At 56.4% G+C, this 20,605-nt stretch carries 18 protein-coding genes and 1 pseudogene; 14 read left to right on the top strand and 5 right to left on the bottom strand.

Translation table 11 applies throughout. The features are described from left to right. The first annotated feature begins 105 nt into the window (after nt 1-105). Nucleotides 106-1,398 carry a lytic murein transglycosylase gene (locus tag NH344_RS07105; protein WP_253027693.1) on the top strand — a complete coding sequence of 431 codons (1,293 nt, stop codon included), beginning with the start codon at nt 106-108 and terminating at the stop codon, nt 1,396-1,398. Between the two features lie 71 nt (nt 1,399-1,469). Beyond that, the gene (locus NH344_RS07100) at nt 1,470-2,024 is read left to right on the top strand and encodes an ATP-dependent zinc protease (RefSeq protein ID WP_253027692.1); all 555 of its coding nucleotides are present in this window, start codon (nt 1,470-1,472) and stop codon (nt 2,022-2,024) included. Between the two features lie 22 nt (nt 2,025-2,046). Here the strand turns inward: NH344_RS07100 and NH344_RS07095 are convergent, their stop codons facing one another. Beyond that, a complete protein-coding gene (locus NH344_RS07095; RefSeq protein WP_253027691.1) occupies nt 2,047-2,757 on the bottom strand; it encodes a 16S rRNA (uracil(1498)-N(3))-methyltransferase in 711 nt (236 codons plus the stop codon). A 135-nt stretch (nt 2,758-2,892) separates the two neighbouring features. On the opposite strand from NH344_RS07095, the gene phaR reads away from it, so the two are divergent. From phaR to NH344_RS07070, 5 genes are all read left to right on the top strand, one after another. Beyond that, nucleotides 2,893-3,357, top strand: coding sequence for a polyhydroxyalkanoate synthesis repressor PhaR (gene phaR, locus NH344_RS07090; protein ID WP_044628507.1), 465 nt, complete (start codon nt 2,893-2,895; stop codon nt 3,355-3,357). Between the two features lie 78 nt (nt 3,358-3,435). Next, the gene (gene purD / locus NH344_RS07085) at nt 3,436-4,722 is read left to right on the top strand and encodes a phosphoribosylamine--glycine ligase (protein WP_253027690.1); all 1,287 of its coding nucleotides are present in this window, start codon (nt 3,436-3,438) and stop codon (nt 4,720-4,722) included. A gap of 47 nt (nt 4,723-4,769) precedes the next feature. Then, nucleotides 4,770-5,210 carry a thioesterase family protein gene (locus NH344_RS07080; protein ID WP_089675398.1) on the top strand — a complete coding sequence of 147 codons (441 nt, stop codon included), beginning with the start codon at nt 4,770-4,772 and terminating at the stop codon, nt 5,208-5,210. Further along, the gene (locus NH344_RS07075) at nt 5,210-6,082 is read left to right on the top strand and encodes a phosphoribulokinase (protein ID WP_062361629.1); all 873 of its coding nucleotides are present in this window, start codon (nt 5,210-5,212) and stop codon (nt 6,080-6,082) included. The genes NH344_RS07080 and NH344_RS07075 overlap by 1 nt, the downstream gene beginning before the upstream one ends. Before the next feature lie 59 nt (nt 6,083-6,141). Next, nucleotides 6,142-6,483 (top strand): histidine triad nucleotide-binding protein, encoded by a 342-nt coding sequence (locus NH344_RS07070; RefSeq protein WP_044628511.1) that lies wholly within the window; start codon nt 6,142-6,144, stop codon nt 6,481-6,483. Between the two features lie 95 nt (nt 6,484-6,578). Here NH344_RS07070 and ettA read toward each other — a convergent pair whose 3' ends face one another. The 4 genes and pseudogenes from ettA to NH344_RS07050 form a co-directional block, all read right to left on the bottom strand. Then, nucleotides 6,579-8,240 carry an energy-dependent translational throttle protein EttA gene (gene ettA, locus NH344_RS07065; RefSeq protein ID WP_172416337.1) on the bottom strand — a complete coding sequence of 554 codons (1,662 nt, stop codon included), beginning with the start codon at nt 8,238-8,240 and terminating at the stop codon, nt 6,579-6,581. A gap of 199 nt (nt 8,241-8,439) precedes the next feature. After that, on the bottom strand, nt 8,440-8,652 hold the full coding sequence (locus NH344_RS07060; protein WP_044628513.1) for a PA3496 family putative envelope integrity protein: 213 nt from the start codon (nt 8,650-8,652) through the stop codon (nt 8,440-8,442). Nucleotides 8,653-8,893: 241 nt separating this feature from the next. Beyond that, nucleotides 8,894-9,331, bottom strand: a complete 438-nt coding sequence (locus NH344_RS07055) for a PAS domain S-box protein (protein WP_139526853.1) — start codon at nt 9,329-9,331, stop codon at nt 8,894-8,896. 187 nt (nt 9,332-9,518) lie between these two features. Next, a pseudogene (locus NH344_RS07050) lies at nt 9,519-10,849 on the bottom strand (MFS transporter). A 125-nt stretch (nt 10,850-10,974) separates the two neighbouring features. Here NH344_RS07050 and NH344_RS07045 point away from each other — a divergent pair. The 7 genes from NH344_RS07045 to NH344_RS07015 all read left to right on the top strand — a co-directional run. Further along, on the top strand, nt 10,975-11,244 hold the full coding sequence (locus NH344_RS07045; protein WP_253027689.1) for a SelT/SelW/SelH family protein: 270 nt from the start codon (nt 10,975-10,977) through the stop codon (nt 11,242-11,244). Continuing rightward, a complete protein-coding gene (locus NH344_RS07040; RefSeq protein WP_253027688.1) occupies nt 11,241-12,128 on the top strand; it encodes a DMT family transporter in 888 nt (295 codons plus the stop codon). Before NH344_RS07045 ends, NH344_RS07040 begins: the two co-directional genes overlap by 4 nt. 271 nt (nt 12,129-12,399) lie before the next feature. Next, a complete protein-coding gene (locus NH344_RS07035; RefSeq protein ID WP_253027687.1) occupies nt 12,400-14,157 on the top strand; it encodes a TolC family outer membrane protein in 1,758 nt (585 codons plus the stop codon). A 261-nt stretch (nt 14,158-14,418) separates the two neighbouring features. Further along, entirely contained in the window at nt 14,419-16,530 is a 2,112-nt protein-coding gene (locus tag NH344_RS07030) for a type I secretion system permease/ATPase (protein ID WP_239286464.1), read from the top strand. Next, a complete protein-coding gene (locus NH344_RS07025; RefSeq protein ID WP_044628519.1) occupies nt 16,530-17,960 on the top strand; it encodes an HlyD family type I secretion periplasmic adaptor subunit in 1,431 nt (476 codons plus the stop codon). The genes NH344_RS07030 and NH344_RS07025 overlap by 1 nt, the downstream gene beginning before the upstream one ends. After that, complete coding sequence (locus NH344_RS07020; protein WP_044628520.1) at nt 17,960-18,586, top strand: response regulator transcription factor; 627 nt, start codon at nt 17,960-17,962, stop codon at nt 18,584-18,586. The genes NH344_RS07025 and NH344_RS07020 overlap by 1 nt, the downstream gene beginning before the upstream one ends. Nucleotides 18,587-18,775: 189 nt before the next feature. Then, on the top strand, nt 18,776-20,605 hold a 1,830-nt coding region (locus NH344_RS07015), incomplete at its 3' end, for a retention module-containing protein (protein WP_253027686.1).

Genomic DNA, 20,605 nt, shown 5'->3' with positions numbered 1-20,605 from the left:
TGGCTGCCAGCCCCTATTCTCTGCCCTAGCGGCCTAGGGGTGGTATCTCCCTCATTTCTGAGCCATCATCCAGCTCACGCCAAGGATTGCTGAGAGAAGAATGCTATGCCGTTAATACCCGTGTCATTACCCGCCGTGTCGCTGAAACATAACAATTCGTTGAATACTCGCCGAGCCGCTGTATTCCCGTTGTTATTCGTTGCCGCTACGACGCTTGCTCTCCACAGCCCTGCCACACACGCCAGCCCGCAACTAATGACCGAGGTAGATGCACGAGCCGCTGAAGAGGTGCGCTATGCCAACTTCAATCAGTGGTTAAGCGAGTTTCGTCGCTATGCCGCCAACCAAGGGATTAGCGAAGCGACGCTAGCCTCCGCCTTTGATGGCCTGCGCTACCGCGAGCGGGTGATTGAATTAGACCGCTACCAGCCTGAGTTCGTGCGTGCCATTTGGCAGTATTTGGATAGTGCCGTGTCTACCGCGCGTATTACCAATGGTCAGGAGAAGTACGCGCAACACCGTGAAACAGCCCAGCAGATGCAGCAGCGCTATGGCGTACCAGCAGAAATCATCGTGGCCATCTGGGGCGTTGAGAGTAATTACGGCAGCAACTTTGGTGATTTCTCGACGCTAGAGTCCCTCGCCACGCTGGCCTATGATGGCCGTCGGCGAGACTTTGCTCGTGGGGAGCTGCTAGCAGCACTACGTATTATTGACCAGGGCGACATTGCCGCAGAGCAGATGAAAGGCTCTTGGGCGGGAGCGATGGGGCATACCCAGTTTATTCCCAGCAGCTTTGAGGCCTACGCGGTGGATGGCGATGGCGATGGTCGCCGCGATATTTGGGGTAGCATACCCGATGTGATGGCCTCTACCGCGAACTATCTGGCGCGGGCGGGCTGGCAGGCCGGGCAGCCGTGGGGTACCGAAGTTGTGCTGCCTACCTCCTTTGATTACGCCCAAACCGGCCGCAAGAGCAGCGCTGAGTGGGCCGCGCAAGGCGTGCGTGCGGTGAACGGTGACCTGCCTTCCTTCGATAGTGCAGCGGTGATTGTACCGGCCGGGGCGAATGGCCCCGCGTTTATCGTAGGTCCCAATTTCCGCGCTATCTTGCGTTACAACAATGCCACTAGCTATGCGCTGGCGGTTGCCACGCTAGCCGACGCCATTGCTGGGCGAGAGGGCATTTCGCAAGCATGGCCACGCGATGAAGCACCTTTGACCCGTGACGATGTCAGAACGCTCCAGCAGCGTTTGAACAACGCCGGTTACGCGGTAGGCACTGCCGACGGCATTATGGGGCCGAATACCCAGACGGGGCTGCGTGCCTTCCAGCGGGACCAAGGCCTAGTGCCGGATGGCTTTGCCACTCAGTCGCTGTTAGAACGGCTGCGCTAGCGCAGGGCGCTTTCATTGCTGTTCGAATCTTTTTGATAGTTAGGCAAACTTCTCACCAAGGATGAGTCGCAATGGGAAAAGCATTTCTAGGGGTGTTGGGGGCGAGCGTATTGGCTGGTTCCCTGTTGGTTAGTGCTAACGTACAGGCTGAGGATAAGGTCTTCGGCTGGGTGGAAAATGCTTACATCGAGCCATGGGGCATTGCTGTCAAAGCCAAACTAGACAGCGGCGCGCTTACCTCATCTCTGGATGCCCGTGATATTGAGATGTTTGAAAAAGATGGCGAAGAGTGGGTGCGCTTTCGTTTGAAGCTGGAAGATCAAGAGAGCGGTGACACCTTTAGCGACCAAATCGAGCGTCCACTCTATCGCGAGCAAACCGTGCGCGGCGCTGGGGGTCGTGACGAGCGCCCGGTGGTGCTGATGGACGTGTGCATGGGGGATACCATCTACGAGGAGCAGTTTAGCCTGCGTGACCGAGAAGAGATGATCTATCCGCTACTATTGGGGCGTCGTACCATCAGCCACCTGGGCTTGTTAGACGTACGCAATACGTTTCTACAGGAACCCGAGTGTGGAGAAAACGCTGCGTACGTTCCCCACGACCCCGAAGACGACCAGTCTTGATCCTTTATTAGTCAGGTAGCACTCAAAACAGCCGTGACAGCAGCGCGGTGACGGCTGTTTCTACCCGCAGGATACGAGGGCCTAGGTGCATTCCCTCGCAGCCTGCCGCCAGTAGCTGCTCCACTTCCCACGGGATAAAACCGCCTTCGGGCCCCACCAGTAATAGCGTTGGCTCATCAATACCGCGCGGGCAGGCATTCTCCATGCCTGGGTGGGCAACCAATCCTCTTCGTTCTGTTAGAAGTGCCGGTAGCTGCTCTTCCATAAAAGGACGAAACCCTTTGCAGAGCGTCACGTTAGGCAGTTGAGTATCCCGCGCTTGCTCTAGCCCAAGTATCAAATGCTGATGAATTTTTTCTGGCCGCAGTTCCGGCGACTGCCAGTAACTCTTTTCAACCCGCTTGGTGTGCAGCAGGGTAATCTCTTTGACTCCTAACGCCGTGACGTGCTCCAGCGTGCGTGCCAGCATACGCGGGCGCGGCAGCGCCAGGACAAGATGAACGGGCAGGGCAGGCGGCGGCGGTTCGTTGATATCTTCCAGCGCAAACAGAGCCTGCGTTTTGTTGAGCTCCGTTAGCGTGGCCTTACCCATAGCGCCGCCTTGAATACCCACGGTTAAGCGATCGCCTTCGTTAGCGCGGTGTACTTCATGCAGATGGGTCAGGCGGCGCGCATCGGTAATACGAGCGTGGTGACCATCGACCTCGCTCAGATCTAGCAGTATCAAATTCATAGTCGTCGTCTATTGGTCATAGGAAAGGCGCGCTTAACAGCACTAATCCGCTAAGCTGGCTTGCATGGGCGCGTGTTGCAGGCACAATAGCAGCAACGGCGATAAAAGCCTCTATCGTGTTTAAGGAGATGCGCTGTGCGCGTAATTCGCAAATATGCCAACCGCAGGTTGTACGATACTCAGCAGAGTCGTTATGTCACTCTTGAAGACTTGCGGCGTTTAATCATTGAAGAAGAGCCGTTTCGCGTTGAAGACGCCAAGAGCGGCGAAGATCTGACGCGCACCATTTTGCTATCGATCATTATCGAACAGGAGCAGGCGGATAGTGAAGCCGAAGTGTTCTCGAACGACCTGCTGGCCCAGTTGATCCGTGTGTACGATATGTCCTCACCGCTGCCGCTGGCGCGTTATTTGGAGCAGGGAACCCAACTGATGCTGGAGCAGCAAAAACGCATGCAGACCCAGTGGCAGCAGGCGATGCGCCACTCACCCATTGAGTTTATGCGTGAACTGGCCGAAGAGAATATGCGTTTCTGGCAAAATGCGCTGAACCAGCCTACCCAGACGGATGACGACGATAAAACGGACAAAAACTCCTAATCCCCCTTTAGGCCACGTTAGGGACGCGTTGTGGCATAATGCGCCCCAACGACGCTCTCCCGTTTGAGAAGGATACCCATGAAAGTTTTGATGATCGGTGGCGGTGGCCGCGAACATGCCCTTGCTTGGAAACTTGCCCAATCCAATGATGTCGAGCAAGTGTTTGTGGCACCTGGCAACGCAGGGACCGCCACAGAACCTAAGCTGACCAATATCGCTATCGGCGCAACCGACCTGGATGCCTTGGTGGCGTTTGCCCAGCAAGAGCAGATTGCGCTAACCGTGGTGGGCCCAGAAGCTCCGCTGGTGGAAGGCGTAGTGGATCGGTTCCAAGCCGCTGGTTTGACTATCTTTGGCCCCAGCCAGCGCGCGGCACAGTTGGAAGGCTCCAAATCGTTCACCAAAGACTTTCTGGCCCGCCATCACATTCCCACCGCCGATTACCAAACCTTTACCGCTGTCGAGCCAGCATTGGCGTATTTAGCTGATATGGGCGCGCCCATCGTCATCAAAGCGGACGGTTTGGCGGCAGGTAAAGGCGTGATTGTCGCCATGAGCGAAGCGGAAGCCGAAGCGGCGATCCGCGATATGCTTGAAGCCAACGCCTTTGGTGACGCTGGCGCGCGAGTCGTCATCGAAGAGTTTTTGGAAGGTGAAGAAGCCAGCTTTATCGTGATGGTGGATGGCGAAAACGTCGTGCCCATGGCCACCAGCCAAGACCATAAGCGTGCCTACGATGGCGACACCGGCCCCAATACCGGCGGTATGGGAGCCTACTCCCCGGCACCGGTAGTGACACCGGAAGTAGATGCGCGGATTATGGAGCAAGTGATTTTGCCCACCGTGCGTGGCATGGCGGAAGAGGGCAACGCTTACACCGGCTTCTTGTATGCGGGGCTAATGATTGACCCGCAAGGCAACCCCAAAGTAATCGAGTACAACTGCCGTTTTGGTGACCCGGAAACCCAGCCGATTATGATGCGCCTTACCTCCGATTTAGCGGCGCTCTGTTTAGCAGGTGCCAAGGGCGAACTGGCAGACAAGCAGTGCGAGTGGGATAGCCGCGCAGCGGTGGGCGTGGTGTTGGCGGCAGGTGGCTACCCCGGCAGCTACCGCAAAGGTGACGTGATTCACGGCCTAGCCGATGCCGAGCAGGCGCAGTGCAAAGTCTTCCATGCAGGGACGGCGCAAAACGCAGAGGGTGATATCACCACTGCTGGCGGTCGCGTGCTGTGTGTGACCGCCCTGGGCGATAGCGTCTCAGCTGCCCAGCAGCAGGCGTACCAAGGGGTTAAAGCGATTCACTGGGATGGCGTTGAGTTCCGTCGTGATATCGCTTTCCGTGCCATCGCGCGCGAGCAGTAATTACCGGCCTGTTAAGGTCAAACCGTCACCCAGCAAGGAGTTGAACTATGGAGCGTGTTTCGCAGGAGTTCCCTAACGCAGCGGTTATCCATCGTCATCCGCTGACTGTGCGGGTGACGGATATGAACTACGGCCGCCATCTGGGGCATGATGCGCTGGTATCGCTGCTTCATGAGGCTCGTATGCAGGCCTTCGCCGCCCTCGATCTGCCCGAGTGGGATATACACGGCTACCCAAGCGTTGTGGTTGACCTCGCCGTGCAGTATCAACAGGAGGCCCGCTTTCCCGATGCGCTGGTGATAGAAACGGCAGTGCCCGACCCAGAAGGCAAAGCCTTAACGGTGTTCCATAGGGTGACTAAGGCGGAAACGGGCGATGTGGTGGCTACCGCTCGGGTAAATAAACTACTGATTGACTTGGCTGCTGGCCGCCCGGTAGCGATTCCCGATACGGTGAAGCAAACGCTTGCTGATGCAAGGGGGGGATAATGTCCCGAGAATATCCCATCATCGCGGTAACGGGTTCGTCAGGGGCGGGTACCACTACCGTGCGCCGCAGCTTCGAGCGCATGTTTTTGCGTGAAGATGTGCATGCTGCCATGGTGGATGGGGATGCGTTTCACCGCTATACCCGCGATGACCTAAAGCGCATTTTCCGTGAAGAGCCAGAACGTAAAGATGAGCTATCTCACTTTGCCGTAGAAGCCAACTTGCTTGATCGCCTGGAAGGTCTGTTTATCGAGTACGGAGAGCACGGTGCTGGCATCTTCAGGCACTATATCCATGCGGAAGATAAGCAGAAAATTGAAGCCGGGTATCGGGTGGGCACCTTCACCGAGTGGCAGTCGCTGCCTTGCGGCACTGACTTGCTGTTTTACGAAGGGCTGCACGGTGGGTTAGTGACCCAAGAGTACGATATTGCCCGCCATGTGGATCTATTGGTGGGTGTTGCGCCGACCATGAATCTGGAGTGGATTCAAAAGATCGACCGGGACACGAAGCTGCGCGGCTACTCTCAGGAAGCGGTGATCGACACTATCTTGGGCCGTATGGATGACTATGTGCGCTATATCCAGCCACAGTTTTCCCGTACCCATATCAACTTCCAACGGGTGCCCACGGTCGATACGTCCAACCCCTTTGAAGTGCAGGATATTCCGACCGATTCGGAGTCGTTTGTGGTCATCCGTTTCCGCGACCCTTCAACCGTCGATTTCCCTTGGTTGCTGGCGATGATTAAAGACTCCTTTATGACCCGTCCGCATACCCTGGTGGTGCCCGGCGCTCGTATGTCATTGGCGATGGAACTGATTCTGGCACCGCTGGTTCGCCACTTACTGTCGCAGCGCCGTTTTCGCTAACGGGGTAAGCGGGGCTGCCTTTTATCGATAATAAACGCGCCAAACCTAAGGAGGCCGCGATGGAGTGCCTGTTCTGCAAAATTATTAACCGCGACATTCCCGCTGATATCGTGTTTGAAGATGAGCACGTGCTGGCGTTTAACGACATTAGCCCTCAAGCGCCGACCCATCAGCTTATTATCCCTAAAAAGCATATCTCGACGCTTAACGATATTACCGCCGACGACCTAGCCCTCGTAGGCCGCTTGCAGCACACCGCCGCGCAGCTTGCTAAGCAGCAGGGGTTTGCCGAGGATGGCTACCGTGTGGTGATGAACTGCAACGAAATGGGCGGGCAGACCGTCTACCATATCCATATGCACTTAATGGGTGGGCGCGAGTTTACCTGGCCCGCAGGCTAAACTGTCTCGCCGACCAACGGTAAACAGCCATCCATAAAAAAGCCCTGCGGCGGGAAACGCCAGCAGGGCTTTTGCATTGCATAACGCCTAAAACATTAGGCGTCGATGCGCTTGTACTTCATGCGCTTGGGCGTGTCATTACCGACGCGTTTCTTGTGATCTTCTTCGTATTCGGTGTAGTTACCGTCGAAGAACACCACTTCTGAATCGCCTTCAAACGCCAGAATATGCGTGGCGATACGATCCAGGAACCAACGGTCGTGAGAAATCACCATGGCACAGCCAGGGAAGGCGAGCAGGGCTTCTTCCAGGGCGCGCAGGGTTTCGATATCCAGGTCGTTAGAGGGCTCATCCAGCAGCAGCACGTTAGCACCCTGTTTTAGGGTTTGCGCAAGCTGCAGGCGGCCACGCTCACCACCGGAAAGCTCATCCAGACGCTTCTGCTGGTCGTTGCCTTTGAAGTTAAAGCGACCAACGTAGGCTCGCGAAGAAACTTCATAGCCATTGATGTTGAGAATATCCTGGCCATCGGACACTGCTTCCCAGACAGTTTGCTTGTCGTCTAGGGCGTCACGCAGCTGTTCAACATAGGCAATGTCGACGGTTTCGCCGATTACCACTTCGCCAGCATCCGGCTGCTCTTTGCCGGTTACCAGCTTAAACAGCGTCGATTTACCGGCACCATTACCGCCCACAATACCCACAATCGCCCCTTGGGGAATAGTAAAGGAGAGATCCTGGTAGAGTAGTTTGTCGTCAAAACGCTTGGTGACGTTGTGGAACTCGATCACTTTGTCACCCAAGCGCGGGCCAGGCGGAATGTAGATCTCGTTGGTCTCATTACGCTTCTGGAAATCGCCAGACTGCATCTCTTCAAAGCGGTTAAGACGCGCTTTGCTCTTCGCTTGGCGGCCTTTGGCGTTGCTGCGCACCCACTCAAGCTCTTGTTTGATGGCTTTCTGACGAGACGCTTCCTGTTTGGCTTCTTGGGTCAGGCGCTGCTCTTTCTGCTCAAGCCACTGGGAGTAGTTGCCTTCAAACGGAATACCTTGGCCGCGGTCCAGCTCAAGAATCCAGCCCGCGACGTTATCCAAGAAGTAACGGTCGTGGGTAATCGCAACGACAGTGCCGTTGTAGTCGTGCAGGAAGCGCTCCAGCCACGCCACGGATTCAGCATCCAGGTGGTTGGTGGGCTCGTCCAGCAGTAGCATGTCCGGGCTTGAGAGCAGTAGGCGGCAAAGCGCCACACGACGACGCTCACCACCAGAAAGGTTGCCTACTTTGGCATCCCACGGCGGAAGGCGCAGCGCTTCTGCGGCTACTTCCAGCTTACGCTCGATGTTATGGGCATCGGCGGCTTCGATGATGTTCTCAAGCCGCGCCTGTTCGCTAGCCAGGGCATCAAAGTCAGCATCGGGTTCGGCGTAGGCGGCGTATACCGCGTCTAGCTTTTCCTGCGCCTCTTTGATGGCACCTAAGGCCTCTTCGACGGTATCCCGAACGTTTTTCTCGTCGTCCAGCTGCGGCTCCTGGGGCAGGTAGCCCACGTTGATGCCGGGCATCGGACGAGCTTCACCTTCAAACTCTTTATCGACACCGGCCATAATGCGCAGCAGCGTGGATTTACCGGCACCGTTTAAACCCAGTACACCGATCTTGGCGCCAGGGAAGAACGAGAGCGAAATATCCTTGAGAATTTGCTTTTTGGGCGGCACTACTTTGCCAACCCGATTCATGGTGAATACGTATTGCGCCATGGAAATCCGTTAGGTTGTGGTAAAAGCGAGACCAGCAAATATGCTGGCTTGGTGCACAGATGATAGTGCCCAGCGCGGCTAAAGGCCAGCAAAGCAGTGGGGCAAGCGTAGAGTGGTCAAGCCGCAAAGATAAGGGGCACTCATTTGGGTGCCCCTCGGGTATGTCCACCTTGAAAACGCTTAATAGATTGGCAAGGCGCTACTCTTCTTCGTCCCAGTCATCTTCAATCGCGCGCTGTAAGCGACGCTCTTCAAGCCACGCTTCTACCTGACGGCGAGCGCGCAGGGTATCCGCTTTACTGGGTTTGCTTTTACCGTAGTGATCGTCGTTGACTGCATCCAAGTTATCAAACTCGTCAGCATCAAGCCCATCGTTGGTGTAGGTTTCACGATTTAAGGGGTCACGGCTCATGGTATGCCCTCCAACCCAAGCCGGCGCACCGGCATCACAACGGCTTCTTGCGCCATACCGATACGACCGTCGTATGAAGCAAGAAGCGCCTAACGCTCATTAAGCGCCTAGGCGCTATATAGCGCCACTGGGTTGGAAGTTCAAGCGTTTTTGAAGAATGTTTGCAGCACTGCGGGCATGGGGGCAGTAGGCGCGCGTTCGAGTCTCTTTGCTATTGGTAAGCGCCCATGGCGGCTAACCGTTACTCCGCGTGCTCTTGCTGTTTTTTTAGTTCTGCCAGCGCCAACTGCGCTTCGACACGCTCCGTGACGTCTTTTTGTACCCCGATGTAGTACATCAGTTTGTCGGCTTCGTCGTAAACCGGCGTGATCGATAGCTCGTTCCAAAACATCGTGCCGTCTTTGCGGTAGTTACGCAGCACTTCACGAGAAGGGCGGCCATCCTGAAGCGCCTCACGGATCGACATGAGGGCATCTTGATCGCGATCTTCGTTTTGAAGGAAGCGGCAGTCGCGATAGAGGATTTCATCCGCACTGTAGCCCGTTAAACGTTCAAAACCTTTGTTCACGTAAATCAGGATATTTTCGTCACCTTCCTGCTCTGCAACGACGATGCCATCTTCAGAAGCGTCAACAATGCGTTCGAGTAACTCCGGGCTTATCAAGGGAGATCGTTTCATCAATGGGTTCCTGTTGCTTCTCGTCTTTCTTCGCCGTGGCGCTGTGCGTCAGCGCGGGGCGCTCTTAAGTGCAGGACGATGCAGTCTTTCACACCATCAAACAAAGGTAGGATAGCAAAAAAACAGCTAGCCACTGTGATTTGCTGACCATCATGGCGAGCGTGGTTCGGCTTTGCAATCGGCAATGCTATTCGGCCTCCGGGAGGCGCTGTGCACTGAGCATGGCGCCGATGGCCGTCAACGCCAATATCACCAGCAGCATAGCGCTGCCCAGCCACTGTGCCAATGCGCCCATCATGCCACCAACGACCAGCATTAGCACCCCGGTGAAGGTGTTGGAAAGCGCGACATACAGGGCTCTATTGTCTTGATTAGCGATGTCGACCAAATAGGTTTTACGCCCTAAACGTACGCCATGGTGAACCACCACCAGTAACGCGTACACGCCCGCGTAGGGCAGTACGCTCTGTGTCCAACTGCCCGGCAACCACGCAATCAGAGCACCCAACAGGCAGCAAATGGCCGTGCCGATGGCCGCGTCACGCATCACCCGGCGGCTGGAACGGTCCGCTCGTTTCCCCCAAATCGGGCTGGCCACCATAGCGGCTAACCCCGAGACCACGACTAGAATGCCCAGCCCGCCAAGTTCGGTGCCGCTTTGCTGTTGGCCAAGCAGGGCCACGTAGGGCAAAGCGAGTGCGCTTGATAGCAGCAGTGCCCGGGCAAGGTTGAAGTGCAGGAACGTGGCATCCTCACGCATCAGAGACATCCCGAGCTTGATGCTGTCCCAGGCATTCTCGCCGCCTTCCACGGCACCGGGCACTTCGTTGATGCGCGCCGCGCATAGCGCATTGAGCAACCACCCGCCGGCAGCGACTACTAGCCGGCAGCGACTACTAATAGGCTAGCCAAGGCAACATGGCCCGGTCGGTCGCCGAAGGCTACCAATATCCCGCCGGCCACCAGTGTGGCAGCACCGGCGATACTGCCACTCCAACCCATCAGCGTACCGCGACGGCGCTTGGCAATGGTCTTACCCAGTACGTCCTTGGTGGCAATCGAAGAGAGCCCCCGCGCTAGTGAGAGCAGTATGAGCGCCGCCAAGACCAGCGCCCCGCCCATCGCACCGCTTCCCATCAAAGCAAGCAGAGCAAGCCCTGCGGCGGCGATTGCCTGCACGGTGGCGCCCGCGACCCAGACCCATTTACGCTGTGGCTTCAAACGAATGAAGCCCGCCACGAACAGTTGCGGCAGCAGCGCGCCTGCTTCGCGAATGGGAACGAGCAAGCCCACCATCCACACCGGCGCACCGATGATACCCAGCAGCCAGGGCAGCACTAGCCGTGCGCTCGACAGCTCATCGGCGAGCTTGTTGCCTAGCGATGCCAGTAGATGAAGGAAAAAGTTGCGCGGCTGTTCTTGGCATGCGCCATCAGGAATGTCGTCGCACATCCGGCTGTCGTCGTCGCCGGTTAGCCACTCGTAAAGCTGTGTCTGTGAAACGTCCTTTTGGGCCATTGTCGGTTCCTTGGCGGTGACTAGTATAAGATGACAGAATGCCTTTAGGATGCCACATAATGCTGACGAAAGGCTTCATCGAACGCCGCGTGTAGCAAAGGAACTGATCGATAAGGATTTATACGATGGCACGCATTCATATTCGCTACTGCACCCAGTGTCAGTGGCTGCTACGCAGCGCTTGGTACGCCCAAGAGCTTCTGTCCACGTTTGGCGAACAGCTGACGGAAGTCGCACTGTCTCCCTCCCATGGCGGTACTTTCGAAATCTGGTGTGATGACACGCTGCTCTGGGAGCGCAAGCGGGATGGTGGGTTTCCCGATATCAAAACGCTCAAACGGCAGGTGCGCGACCAGATCGACCCTGCTCAGGATTTAGGACACATCGATCGATGATGCAAGATCAACGGGCGATGCTTTATGGCCTTGGGGCGGTGGCTCTGTGGTCGACCGTGGCGACGGCATTCAAGGTGGCGCTGGCGTGGATGAGCCCGCTCGAACTGATGTGGTGGGCAGCGCTGGTGTCATGGCTGCTCATGGGCGTCATCGTTCTCAAGCAAGGTAATATGGGTGTCGCGCTTCGCCGGGGGTGGCGAACAGCTCTGTGGGCAGGTGTGATGAACCCGGTAGCCTACTACCTAGTACTATTTGCAGCCTACGATCGGCTGCCTGGCCAAGAGGCCATGGCACTGAACTATACGTGGGCATTGGCGATGGCTTTCTTAGCGGTGCCCATTTTAGGTCATCGGCTGACGCGTCTGGACGTGGTGGCAGGCCTGGTGGCCTATAGCGGTGTTTGGGTGATTGCCACCCGAGGGGAGGTGTTCAACGTCGCCTTCGAAAACCCGCTTGGGGTCGTGTTTGCGCTAGCCTCCACGCTGCTATGGGCGCTCTATTGGCTGCTCAATGCCAAGGACTCCCGCCAGCCGCTGGTCGGGCAGTGGCAGAACTTCAGCGTTGGGTTACCTTTTTTAACAATTCTGTTACTTTTGGGGCCTGGGTTTCAGTGGCACGGATGGGCTGCCCTTGGGGCTGGGGTGTATGTCGGGCTGTTTGAAATGGGCATTGCTTTCGTACTATGGCAGATGGCGGTCCAGAGCGTTTCTCGAACTGCCAAGGTGTCCAACCTGATTTTTCTGTCGCCTCCTGTCTCTTTATTACTGCTTTTCTTGATCGTTGGCGAGCCCATGCGGCTCTCTACCTTGGTGGGGCTAGTGTTGATTCTATGCGGCTTGGCGATTCAGCAACTGCCGCAAGCGCGGCATGCGTCGACAGCATAGTGTGTTTTTTTGAGGTTTTATTGTAAATTTTTGTGACTTTTGTTTTTGTAGCTTGTCACTGCCGCTAAGGCGATTAACTTAAGTTAATATCATTTATCTAAGGTGCTTCTGCTCAGGCAAAATCACCAGCGATGCCATACAGCTTATTGTCAGTCAGGTAGTGCTCAGCAGCGGGTAAGCAGCCCAGGGGGTGACAATGCGTCGGTGCGTTGTTGCAAAGGAAAGGCTACTTGCTCACCAGTAGCGAAAACGATCATTAGGGAACATGGCCATGAAAGACAACGTTACAATGAAAAGAACACCTCTCGCATTTCAGCGCGCATTGCGCCCCTTGACGCTCACCACCATTGCCTGCTTGCCGCTCACGGCGCTCGCGCAGCAGCTTCCCTCCACGCTGTATGCACCTGGCACGACCGATCTCAATACCACAATTCAGCAAACGATCGTGAGTAACCCGCAGGTCAATGCAGCTTGGAACAATTTTAGCGCGGCGGGAAGTGATGTGCGCGTGGCTCAGGGTAACTACCTGCCGTCGATCGACGTGACGGCCGGGGTGGGGCGCCAAGACCAGCAAAACGATGGACGTGGCAGTTACAGCAGTGACTTTGCCGAGCTCACCCTGACGCAAATGGTATTCGATGGCTTTGCGACACGCAGCGAAGTAGAGCGCTTGGATCGTACGCGCCTCATCGCTTACTTCGAGTTGCTGGGGGCCAGCGAAACGGTAGCGCTGGAAGCGTTTGAAACCTATCTAGATGTCTTGCGATTCCGAGAAATGGTCCGCTTGGCGCAAGATAACTATCGCGAACACCAGCGTGTTTTCTCGCAGATCGAAGAGCGTGCACTGTCTGGTGCTGGGCGTGGAGTGGATCTGGAGCAAATCAGCGGTCGTTTGGCGCTGGCCGAATCCAATTTGATGACCGAAGCTTCGAACCTGCATGATGTGACGGCACGTTACCAGCGGATCGTCGGTGAGCTACCACCGCAAAATATGTCGCCTGCACCCTCGCTGGCTGACGAGCTGCCCAGCGATGTCAGCGAAGCAGTGCGAATGGCCTTTGAGGGCAATCCCGATTTCCATGCGGCCATTGAGAACATTGCCGTTCAGCGTGCTGAGCAAAATGCCGCTCGTGCCGCCTTCATGCCACGCCTGGATATTCAAGGCCGTACCGGTACCAATAACCAAGACGACTCGATCGCTGGTCGCAGCGATGAGCACAGCATTCAGCTCGTGGCAAGCATGAACCTCTATCGCGGTGGTTCTGATAGTGCCGCGTTCGAAGCTGCCACGACGCGCATCGAGCAGGCCGTCAATCAGCGTGAAGTGGCGTGTACCAATGTCCGTCAGACGACACAAATCGCCTACAACGATACGCAGCGTCTTAATGAGCAGTTGCGCTATCTCAACGACCACCGCCAATCCATCGATCGCGTGCGTGGCGCTTATCAGCAGCAGTTCGATATTGGCCAGCGCACCCTTTTGGACGTGCTGGACAGTGAGAATGAGTACTTCGAGGCCAGCCGTGCCTATGCCAATGCGGAATTCGACCTGACACTGGCCCAGGCGCGGACGCTGGCCGCCATGGGGCAGCTCATGCAAACGTTGGAAGTGGTCCGTGAAGACATTCCAACCTTGGCAGAGTTGGGCTACGAAGATTTAGCGCAAGACCCTGAGATGGCCTGCGCTACCGATGGCCCGCGTGGCTTCACTCTGGAAGATTTCACCCGTGGCATTTCCGCTTCGTCGTTGTCCAGCGACACGCTCACCACCGCCTACAACGAGCCGAGTGAGCCAGTCGTGATGCCAATCGATGCGCCTGTGTACGCCAACGCAGCGGTTGAGCCTGAGGCCATCGAGAGCAGTCTCTATATTCAAGTCGCCTCGCTAAGTGCCGCTGAGCGCGCTCAACAGTTAAGCATTGAGTTAGGAGAGCAGCTAACGAGCCAGTCACGGGTGTATGCGTCGGCGGGAAATTATCGCGTTCAACTGGGGCCGGTGGCCTCGTTCAGTGATGCTCAGGCGCTATAGCAAACGCTACAACGAATGGGGTATGGTGATGCCTTTGTCACCAATGGTTAGAGCATCCAGCGTCTATGAGTAACTAGCCATCCTCTGAGCCTGCCGCGCAGGGCGGCAGGCAAGCACTACCCATTGGGTGTGTAATACGAGTCGCTTAATGCGTTTTAGGGTAATGAGGTCTTTGTGACACAACCAAACCTGAGTAGGGCGGAGGCTCCCCATTCGCGATCGGATGAAATCAGCCCCAATGAACTAGAGGGGCGTGATGAGCTGCTTGAGTGCCTCAAGGTAATCGCTTCTTTTCATCAACATGAAGTGTCATCGGAAGCACTTCGGGCAGGCCTGCCGTTGGAACAGGGCAAATTGACGCCCTCGGTGTTTGGGCGAGCTGCCTCACGGGCGGGTTTGACGGCTAGAATTACTAAAAGTCGGCTGTCTGGACTGAATCCAGCGCTATTCCCGGTGATTCTTCTGCTCGAACCCGGCCGAGCCTGTGTCTTGTTGGGGCTGGATCTTAAGCAGAAAAGAGCCCGCGTCATTTTTCCCGAACTCTCAGAGTCGGACGTCGACATTTCTCTCGACGAGCTTTACGCGGGTTATAGTGGCGAGGCTATTTACGTTCGCCCAAAGTTTTTAGCTGATAACGCATCCGAGCCGGGCGTTAAAAAACGCCGTGACCAGCACTGGTTTTGGGGCGTTATTCGTGAAAATCGTCGGCTTTACCGCGATATCGTTCTGGGGTCGGTGGCGATTAACGTATTCGCCATCGCCATGCCCCTATTCGTTCTCAATGTTTACGATCGTGTCGTGCCTAACCAAGCAACAGAAACGCTTTGGGTGCTCGCCGTCGGTATTTTTATCGTTCTCTGCTTCGACTTGGCCCTAAGGCTAATGCGAAGCAGCTTTGTCGACTTGGCCGCCAGCCGGGCAGACGTCAAGCTCTCATCAAGTATCATGGCCAAATCACTGGGGCTGCGTTTGGAAGAGCGGCCCGCCTCGACGGGGTCCTTCACCTCCACGCTTCAGTCGTTCGAATCAGTGCGTGCCTTTATCGGTTCTGCAACCATCCTAGGCATCGTGGACTTACCGTTCGTGCTGATGTTTGCCGCCATTATTGCGCTGATCAACCCCTGGCTCGTGCTCCCAGTACTGGTTGGGATCGTATTCGTATTGCTCTACGCCTTGGCGGCTCAAGGAAAGCTCCACGAACTTTCGCAAACGACCTGGGAGGTCGGCGCGCAGCGTAACTCGCTATTGGTCGAGTCCATCTCCCAGTTGGAAAACGTCAAAGCGCTAAGGGCCGAAAGTCGCATCCAGCGTCACTGGGAAAAAGCGTCGGCCTTTCTATCCAAGACCGGCGCGCAATTGAAAATGGTCAGCACGTCGGTCTCTAACGTCGCTCAGTGGGCACAGCATAGTGTGGCCGTTTGCGTCATCATCGTCGGGGTGTATCAAATCATCCAGGGGAATCTGACTCAGGGTGGCCTGATCGCTGCCTATATGCTCTCTTCGCGAGCCATGGCGCCTATCAGCCAAGCCGCTGCACTGCTGGCTCAGTATCATCAATCCTCCACCGCACTAGAGTCATTGAATGCGGTCATGAATAAAAAGGTAGAGCGGCACGAAGGCAAGGCGTACGTAGAAAAGCCCAGCTTTGCAGGCAATATTCGCCTTGAAAAAGTGACGTTACGCTATCCCAATGAAGAGCGTGACGCCTTGAAGGATGTTTCTGTTACGGTCAAAGCGGGCGAAAAAGTGGCGCTCCTGGGGCGCATTGGCTGTGGAAAATCGTCGCTCAATAAACTCGTGCTGGGTTTTTATCAGCCCACCGCCGGGGCGGTGCTGGTCGATAATGTCGATATTCGTCAGCTCGACCCGTTACAACTACGCCGCCACATAGGCTATGTGCCTCAGGATGTCAGCCTATTTTCAGGCTCGCTGCGTGACAATATCGTGGCAGGGGGTGGTAGTGACCGAGTGGATGACGATGCGCTGCTGCGGGCCATCGAGCTAGCGGGGCTGGAAAGCTTGGTCAACAGCCATCCTCATGGCGTCGATCTGCAGGTAGGCGAGCGCGGCCAAGCGCTATCAGGAGGGCAGAAACAGTCGGTTGCCATTGCCCGCGCGTTGGTTCAAGACCCGCCCATCTTATTACTGGACGAGCCTACCAGCTCTATGGATAACGCCAGTGAAGAGACGTTCAAAGCCAATCTAAAAAACGTCGCAGCAGGCAAAACCATTCTCGTCGTAACGCATCGTACCTCGCTACTCTCTCTGGTGGATCGCATCATCGTCATGGATGCAGGTAAAGTCGTCGCCGACGGTCCGCGGGATACCGTGGTGGAAGCGCTGCGCAAAGGCCAAATCGGGAGGGCTTCGTAATGGCGCGTAAATCCTCCTCGACATCTGAACAAAAAGGCTTTGAAGCGATTGGGCGCTTCTCTGAAAAGGGCCAAAAACCGTTTCGCCCCTTTATGGATCGCCTGTTTGCCAAGCGGGTCACATCCGCTCACCTGAACCGTGACTGGGCCAGCGACACTGACTGGGCGCGAATGCAGCAAGAGCCCATTCGGGCGCGGCTGTTTCTTTATACGGTCCTGTTGGCGATCGTGGCGCTGCTGATATGGTCTTACTTTGCCGCTATTGATGAAGTGACCCGCGGGTCTGGACGGGTGATTCCTGCCAGCCAACTTCAGCGTATCCAGTCCTTTGACGGCGGGGTGATCGAACAGATCATGGTGCGGGAAGGGCAGATGGTGAGCGCCGGTGAGGTGCTGATGCAGATAGACCCGACCCGGTTCGTCTCGGATTTTCGTGAAAATCGCGCCCAGCGATTCGCTCTGGAAGCCCGCGCTGAACGTCTGCGTGCGCTGGCGACCGGTACGGCTTTCGAGCCCTCCGAAGAGCTACGCCAGGAAGTGCCCAACATCGTCATGCAAGAACGTGAGGTATACGAGAGCCGACGCGAAGAGCTGCGCGAGCAAAAGAACGTGTTAGAAGATCGCGTTCGCCAGCGCGAGCAGGAGTTGCGTGAGGCAGAGTCACGACGGGATACCGCTGCGCGTGAGGCTAGCATGGCCAGCCAGGAGCTGAACCTGACGCGGCCACTGCTGGCCTCGGGAGCGGTTTCTGAAGTCGAGGTGCTGCGTTTACAGCGGGAAGTTTCACGAGCATCTGGTGAGAGGAGTCAGGCCGATGCAGCGGTTGCCCGCCTGCAGGCAGCCGTCGAGGAGGCGCAAACGCAGCTGCGAGAGCTGGATGCCGAGCGTCGAAGCGAGTGGCGTAACGACCTCGCGCAAGCGCTGGGCGAGCTCAACGCACTACAGCAGTCGGGTACGGGGCTGCAGGATAGAGTGCGGCTGACGGAAATTCGCTCGCCGGTGGATGGCATCGTGCAGCGTATTAACATCAATACCATTGGCGGTGTTGCCCAGCCTGGCCAGGAAGTGGTGGAAATCGTGCCTACCGATGATCAACTGCTCGTGGAAGCACGGATTGCGCCTCAAGACATCGCCTTCCTTCACCCAGGCCAGCCAGCCACCATCAAGCTCACCGCCTACGACTATGCCATCTACGGCGGTCTACAGGCAGAGCTTGAGCACATCAGTGCCGATACCATCACCGATGATGACGGCAACACGTTTTATTTGGTGCGAGTGCGCAGCTTAGAGAATGAAAACGTAGCCGACCGGCTGCAGGTAATACCGGGCATGACGGCGCAGGTCGATATCGTCACCGGTAAGCGAACGGTGATGCAGTTCATGCTGAAACCTGTTTTAAGAGCGTGGCGAGATTCCATGGGGGAGCGCTGATGAAACACTGGTTTATCACAACAGATGGCAGTTTAAAGGCGCGGTGGAAAAAAGCGTTCCAAAATGTAGGAGCTTCGACGCCAGCCACCTACGAGCATCAGATATCACCCAACGATCTCGCTTGGCTCTCGACGACCGTCGAGAGCTGGCCCTCACTACTGCCTAAATTAGTCGAACAGGGTGCCATTGTCGTGGTGCTTAGCTACACCCCTGATGACCGAGAGGCGCTGAGTGCACTGGATCTGGGCGCAAGAGGCTATGTGCACACCCTGGCCGCCGCCGATGTGCTCAACCAAGTGGCGCTGGTCGTTACGAACCAGGGAGTCTGGGTAGGGCAAGAGTTACTGGCTAAAGTACTTGGCGGTACGTTCAAAGCTCTTCAGCAGCGTGTTGATCATGACCGCTACCAGCATAGCGATTACTTAGGGCTGCTGACCGAGCGAGAGCGCGGTGTTGCACTCGCGGTTGCGCGCGGTGCTACCAACAAGGAAGCGGCCCGTCAGTTGGATATCACCGAGCGAACGGTGAAAGCGCATTTGAGTGCTATTTTCAAGAAGTTGGAGGTGCGTGATCGGTTGCAATTGATCCTCAAATTAGCGCCAGTAGCAGAGCAGGCAGATATGTAGCTCGACTGCCGAAACGTGACAATCTCCTATATACGTTTACTACCACGAGGCCTAAAGGGCCTCGTTTTTTTGTCCATCGGTACAATACTTTTTTGTTCCATACCCTCCTAATCTCGCTGTATATGCCACCGATCTATCTAGTCCCAACGTACTAGCGGGCGGCAACCTACAACGAGTGAGGAGTGACACATGGCGACGGCAACGGTTATCGCGATTACAGGTCAAGCATGGGCGCGTGACGAAGACGGCAACCTGCGTGAACTGCGCATTGGGGATGTCCTTCAAGAGGGCGAAACGCTCATTACCTCTGCCGACGGCCGTGTCGAACTCGACTTTGCTGACGGCACGGGCGCTAACGTCGTCGAAGGTGGCCAAGAAGTCGCCGTCACATCCGATCTCGTCAGCGACTTGATCGTTGCCACCGATGCCAGTGCGCAAGATGACGATCTAGAAGCACTCCTCGCCGCGCTCGATGACGAAGATGGTGACCTGCTCGATATCCTAGACGCGACAGCCGCAGGTGCGGGTGCCGGCGGTGGCGGCGGTGGCGGCGGTGGTGGCAACAGCTTCGTACGTGTTGCCCGTATCGCCGAGGAGACAGACCCCCTCAGCTTCAACACAGAAGGTGGCCTAGAAGGCGCCGAGTTTGTTGAATTTGATGGTGGCGATGTGGCGGCTGCGGATGCAGGTGCGGGTGAGGGCGTGGTCGATGCCACGCCCCCCACACTCACGGTTGATGCCCCCACAGGTAATGACACTACACCAATCATTACAGGGTCCTCTGATGAAATCGGCGGTACGGTCTCTGTTATTGTTACTGATTCTGCAGGAAACATCCAAGAGCTAGAAGCTGTAGTTAATCCAGACGGTACTTGGAGTGTTGACGTTACCACACCCTTGGCTGAGGGCGATTACACAGTCGATGCCAGCATTACCGATCCTGCTGGAAATGGAGCAACAGCCTCTGATAGCGGCGCTATTGACACAACAGCACCCACGCTGACCGTTGATGCGCCAAACGGGAACGATACCACTCCGACCATTATTGGCACCTCTGACCAAATCGGTGGCACGGTCTCAGTCATCGTGACCGACGCGGTTGGAAACTCACAAGAGCTTGAAGCCACTGTGAACCCGGATGGCACCTGGAGCGTAGACGTTACCACGCCCTTGTCCGAGGGTGATTACACAGTCGATGCCAGCATTACTGATCCTGCTGGCAATGAAGCAACAGCGTCTGATAACGGTGTTATTGACACCACTGCACCAAATGCTCCAAGCGTTACTATCGCCAATGGCGACGATTTTATTACCGCGGATGAAATTACTAACGGCCAAGTCACTGTCACTATTGGTTTAGAAAATACCAATGCTGTAGCAGGCGACACGCTAACGGTGAACGGCACAGAGATCACTCTCACCGAGGAGCAAATTGCGGCAGGTGAAGTCGTCACTGAACTGCCAACACCTGCTGAAGGCGAGAGCCTTGTTGTTACCGCGACAATTACTGATTCAAGCGGCAACCAGTCTGATGAAGGGGTTGCTGATGCTGTGCGTGATACTGTCGCCCCGACGGGCGACACCACCACGCTGATCATCGACGACGTCACCGCGGACAACACCGTCAACGCCGACGAAGCCGACGGCGAAGTGACCGTAACCGGCCGCGTGACCGGCGAATACGCGGAAGGCGACGTGGTCACCCTGACCATCAACGGCAACGACAGCTACACCACCACCGTTAACGCGGCAGGCGAGTGGAGCGTGGCCGTGGCAGGCAGCGACCTGGCCGCCGACGCCGACCAAACCATCGACGGCGTGATCGCCGCGACGGACGAAGCCGGCAACGTGGGCGACGTCACCGCCGAGAAAGCCTACAACGTGGACGTGGACGCCCCGACGGGCGACACCACCACGCTGATCATCGACGACGTCACCGCGGACAACACCGTCAACGCCGACGAAGCCGACGGCGAAGTGACCGTAACCGGCCGCGTGACCGGCGAATACGCGGAAGGC

The organism is Halomonas sp. Ps84H-12 (assembly GCF_024124725.1).
In the GTDB taxonomy this organism is placed as follows: domain Bacteria; phylum Pseudomonadota; class Gammaproteobacteria; order Pseudomonadales; family Halomonadaceae; genus Vreelandella; species Vreelandella aquamarina.
This window is presented reverse-complemented; position numbering and strand designations above follow the sequence as displayed.

Excerpts from the sequence above, each read along its gene's own strand:
- NH344_RS07105 (WP_253027693.1), top strand. The coding sequence starts at position 106 with ATGCCGTTAATACCCGTGTCATTACCCGCCGTGTCGCTGAAACATAAC.
- NH344_RS07100 (WP_253027692.1), top strand. The coding sequence starts at position 1,470 with ATGGGAAAAGCATTTCTAGGGGTGTTGGGGGCGAGCGTATTGGCTGGT.
- NH344_RS07095 (WP_253027691.1), bottom strand. The coding sequence starts at position 2,757 with ATGAATTTGATACTGCTAGATCTGAGCGAGGTCGATGGTCACCACGCT.
- purD (WP_253027690.1), top strand. The coding sequence starts at position 3,436 with ATGAAAGTTTTGATGATCGGTGGCGGTGGCCGCGAACATGCCCTTGCT.
- NH344_RS07080 (WP_089675398.1), top strand. The coding sequence starts at position 4,770 with ATGGAGCGTGTTTCGCAGGAGTTCCCTAACGCAGCGGTTATCCATCGT.
- NH344_RS07075 (WP_062361629.1), top strand. The coding sequence starts at position 5,210 with ATGTCCCGAGAATATCCCATCATCGCGGTAACGGGTTCGTCAGGGGCG.
- NH344_RS07070 (WP_044628511.1), top strand. The coding sequence starts at position 6,142 with ATGGAGTGCCTGTTCTGCAAAATTATTAACCGCGACATTCCCGCTGAT.
- ettA (WP_172416337.1), bottom strand. The coding sequence starts at position 8,240 with ATGGCGCAATACGTATTCACCATGAATCGGGTTGGCAAAGTAGTGCCG.
- NH344_RS07060 (WP_044628513.1), bottom strand. The coding sequence starts at position 8,652 with ATGAGCCGTGACCCCTTAAATCGTGAAACCTACACCAACGATGGGCTT.
- NH344_RS07055 (WP_139526853.1), bottom strand. The coding sequence starts at position 9,331 with ATGAAACGATCTCCCTTGATAAGCCCGGAGTTACTCGAACGCATTGTT.
- NH344_RS07045 (WP_253027689.1), top strand. The coding sequence starts at position 10,975 with ATGGCACGCATTCATATTCGCTACTGCACCCAGTGTCAGTGGCTGCTA.
- NH344_RS07040 (WP_253027688.1), top strand. The coding sequence starts at position 11,241 with ATGATGCAAGATCAACGGGCGATGCTTTATGGCCTTGGGGCGGTGGCT.
- NH344_RS07035 (WP_253027687.1), top strand. The coding sequence starts at position 12,400 with ATGAAAGACAACGTTACAATGAAAAGAACACCTCTCGCATTTCAGCGC.
- NH344_RS07025 (WP_044628519.1), top strand. The coding sequence starts at position 16,530 with ATGGCGCGTAAATCCTCCTCGACATCTGAACAAAAAGGCTTTGAAGCG.
- NH344_RS07020 (WP_044628520.1), top strand. The coding sequence starts at position 17,960 with ATGAAACACTGGTTTATCACAACAGATGGCAGTTTAAAGGCGCGGTGG.